Source organism: Bordetella ansorpii (assembly GCF_900078315.1).
Classification (GTDB): Bacteria; Pseudomonadota; Gammaproteobacteria; order Burkholderiales; family Burkholderiaceae_B; genus Bordetella; species Bordetella ansorpii.
Map to the genome: position 1 here is coordinate 1 of NZ_FKBS01000033.1, position 4161 is coordinate 4161.

At 72.0% G+C, this 4161-nt stretch carries 1 protein-coding gene; it reads left to right on the forward strand.

Features of this window, described 5'->3' with window-relative positions; translation table 11 throughout:
- A partial coding sequence (locus A7W11_RS27150; protein ID WP_156523270.1) for a non-ribosomal peptide synthetase occupies window positions 1–4161 on the forward strand: 4161 nt, incomplete at both ends.

Here is a 4161-nt window from a genome sequence, read left to right on the forward strand (position 1 = left end):
GGGGCCGAGACGCAACACCTGATCTGGACCAGCCACCATCTGCTGCTGGACGGCTGGAGCGCCAGCCAACTGATGGGCGATGTGCTGTCCACCTATGCCGGCGGCCAGTCCGAGCCGGCCGGCCGCTACCGCGACTACATCGCCTGGCTGGCCGAGCGCGACACCCAGGCCGATGCGCCGTTCTGGCGCGACGCGCTGGCGGGGCTGGAGGCGCCGACGCTGCTGTCCCAGGCCGTGGCGGCACCCCGCCCGCGCGCCGAAGAAGCCGCCTACCGGCATCACCGCGTACGGCTGGACGCGCAGGCCACGGCGGCGCTGGTGGCGTACGCCCGCTCGCAACGCATCACGCTGAACACGCTGGTGCAAGGCGCGTGGGCATTGCTGCTGGGCCGCCATACCGGGCAGCGGCGCGTGGTGCTGGGCGCCACCGTGGCCGGTCGGCCCACCGAACTGCCGCAGGCGCAGCGCATGCTGGGCCTGTTCATCAACACCTTGCCCGTGGCGGTCGCCATGGCCCCGTCGCTGCCGGTGGGCGACTGGCTGCGCGGCATCCAGGCTCACAACCTGGCCGCGCGCGAGCACGAACATGCCGCGCTGAACGACATCCAGCGCTGGGCCGGGCAGGGCGGCCAGACCTTGTTCGACAGCATTCTGGTGTTCGAGAATTACCCGGTCGACCAGGCGCTGCGCCAGGAGCATGCGCCGGGCCCGGTGTTCGGCGAAGTGTACGTCCGCGAGGAAACCCATTACGGGCTGACCATCGCGGTGCACCACACCACCGTGCTGTCGTTCAAGTTCGGCCACGCCACCACGCAGTTCGATGCCGCCCAGGTCGATGCGCTGGCCGAGCAACTGCTGCGGCTGCTCGATGAACTGGCGCAAGACCCCGCGCGCCGCCTGGGCGACGTGGGCTTGCTGGACGCCCGCCAGACGCGTGCTGTCCTGGCGCTGGGCCAACCCGACCCTGCGGCACAGGCCCAAGCATGCCTGCTGCCGCAACGGCTTGCCGAGCTGGCCGCGCGTCAGCCGCGGGCGCTGGCCGTGCGTTGCGGCGAGGTGTCGTACACCCGCGCCCAGTTGGAGCAGCGCGCCAATCGCATCGCGAACCTGCTGATCGCCCAAGGCGTCGCGCCGGCAGACCGCGTGGGGCTGGGCCTGCCGCGTTCGGCCGACCTGCTGGCCGCCATGCTGGGCATCTGGAAGGCCGGCGCCGCCTACGTGCCGTTCGATCCCGCCTACCCGGCGGATCGCCTGGCGCATATTGCCCAGGACAGCGGCATGACCCGGCTGCTGGTCCTGGCAGGGCAGGACGCCACGCGCTGGCCCGCGTCGCTGCGCACGCTGGCGCTCGACGAGGCCGCCCTGGCGGACGCCTCGCCCGTGCCCCCTGCGGTGCTAGGCCATGCGCAGCGCCTGGCCTATGTGATCTACACGTCCGGCACCACCGGCCTGCCCAAGGGGGTTGCGGTGCCGCACGGCGCGCTGGCCATGCACATCGACGCGGTGATTCCGCGCCTGGGCCTGCGCGAGGACGACCATTGCCTGATGGCCGCCTCGATCAACTTCGATGCCGCGGGATCGCAATGGATGGCGCCGCTGGCCACGGGCGCGTCCGTGACCGTGATGCGCGAGCACGAATGGGACCTGGACGCCATGGCCGGACTGATCGCCGGCCATCAGATCGGCGTGGTGCATTTCCCGCCGGCCTATCTGCGCGAACTGGCGCAGGCGCATGGCGGCCGCCTGGCGCTGCGCATCTGCATCGCGGGTGGCGAAGCCTTGCCGGCCAGCGACGCGGCCCTGGTGTTCGAGGCGTTCCAACCGCGGCGGCTGGTCAATTCCTATGGTCCCACCGAAGCCGTCATCAGCCCTTGCGTCTGGGCTGGCGAACAGGTTGACACGGGATCGGAGGGCTATGTGCCCATCGGCCGGCCCGTCGGGGCGCGCGCGGCGCGCGTGCTCGATGCCGATCTGCGTCCGGTGCCGCCCGGCGTGACCGGTGAGCTCTACCTGTCCGGCGCGGGACTGGCGCAGGGCTATCTGGCGCGCGCCGGCCTCAGTGCCGAACGTTTCGTGGCCGATCCTTACGGCGCGGACGGCGCGCGCATGTACCGCACGGGCGACCTGGTGCGCTGGCGCCAGGATGGGCAGCTCGATTATGTGGGCCGCGCCGACTTCCAGATCAAGGTGCGCGGCTTGCGCATCGAACCGGGCGAGATCGAGACGGCCCTGCTGGCGCAGCCGGGCGTGCGCGAGGCCGTGGCGCTGGCCCAGGGCGAGGCGGGCCGCAACCGGCTGGTGGCCTATGTCGGCCTGGACGCCGAGGTGGCGCAGCCGCCGCAGGCCGACGCATTGCGCGAGGCCGTGGCGCAACGCCTGCCGCAATACATGGTGCCGGCCGCGATTCAGGTGCTGGCGCGCTTGCCGCGCAATGCCAATGGCAAGGTCGACCGGCGCGCGCTGCCGCCGCTCACGGCACAGCCGGCGCTGGCCGCCGAAGCGCCGCAAGGCGCCTTGGAAACCCTGCTGGCCGAGGCATGGATCGAGGTGCTGCGTCTGCCCGCCGTGGGGCGGCACGACAACTTCTTCGAGATCGGTGGCGACTCCATTCTCAGCCTGCAGATCGTGGCGCGCCTGCGCCGCGCCGGCTGGGCGCTGTCGCCGCGCCAGGTGTTCGAGGCGCAGACCATCGCCAGCCTGGCCCCGCTGTGCACGGCGCTGGAAACCGCCGCGCGCGGCAACGCGGCGGCGCGCGCCGTGCCGCAGGGCGAGGTGCCGTTGCTGCCCATCCAGGCCGACTTCCTGGCGCGCGACGTGCCCGAACAGCAATGGAATCAGTCCGTGCTGCTGCACAGCGCCCAGCCGCTGGATCTCGCGGCGGTGCGCGGCGCCGTCGTGGCCTTGCTGGCCCATCACGATGCCTTGCGGCTGCGTTACAGCCGGGATGAAAACGGCCAATGGCGCCAGACCTATGCGGCGCCGCAGACCGAGGCCGAGGTGGCCGATGGCGTGATCTGGCGGCGCGAGGCCGCCAGCGCGGCCGCGGTCACCGAGATCTGCCAGCAGGCCCAGCGCAGCCTGGACGTGCAGGCCGGGCCGCTGTTGCGCGCGGTGGCCATCGCGATGGCCGACGGGTCGGCGCGCCTGCTGCTGGTGATCCACCATCTGGCCGTCGACGGCGTGTCGTGGCGCATTCTGCTGCAGGATCTGGCGCAGGCCTACGAGCAGGCCCTGGCCGGCGAAGCCCCGGCGTTGGCCGCGCGCAGCAGCAGTTACCAGGACTGGGCACGTGCCCTGGTGCGCCATGCGCCGGACTACGCCGCGCAGGTCGACTACTGGCGGGCCCAGCGGGCTCCGGCGGCGCTGGCTTGCGCCCATCCGGACGGCTCGGCCACGCAGCGCGACCGCGACAGCCTGAGCGTCGCGCTGACGCGTGAAGAAACCGAGGCCCTGCTCAAGCGCGCACCCGCGGCCTATCGCAGCCAGGTCAACGATCTGCTGCTGGCCGCCCTGGGCCGCGCCCTGTGCGCGGCGGGCGGGGTATCGACGGTGGCCATCGACCTGGAGGGCCACGGCCGCGAGGACATCGATGCGGACATCGACCTGTCGCGCACCGTTGGCTGGTTCACCAGCATCTATCCGGTGGTGCTGGCCCCCACGGGCGAGCCGGGCCAGGCCATCGGCCGCGTCAAGGAGACGCTGCGTGCCGTGCCGGGGCGTGGCCTGGGCTACGGCATCCTGAAGCAGCTGGGTTCGGCTGCGCAGCGCGACGCCTTGCGCGACCGCGCACCCGCGCAGGTGCTGTTCAATTATCTGGGCCAGTTCGACGGCTCGTTCGACGAACGCTCGCGCTGGCGGCCCGCGGACGAGGCCGCGGGCGACGAGGTGCATCCGGATGCCGCCCTGACGCATGAGTTCGCCGTCAACGGCCAGGTCTTCGAAGGCGTGCTCAGGCTCAATGTCAGCTTCAGCCGCGCGCGCCATGAGCGCGCCGCCGTGCAGGCCTGGGTGGAGGGTTTCAAGCAGGAACTACGCACCCTGATCGCGCATTGCGTGTCCGGCGCGCAAGGTGTCACCCCGTCGGATTTCCCGCTCGCGCAGTTGGACCAGGCGGGGCTGGACGGACTGGGCCTGGCGCCGTCGCGGGTGCAGGACCTGTAT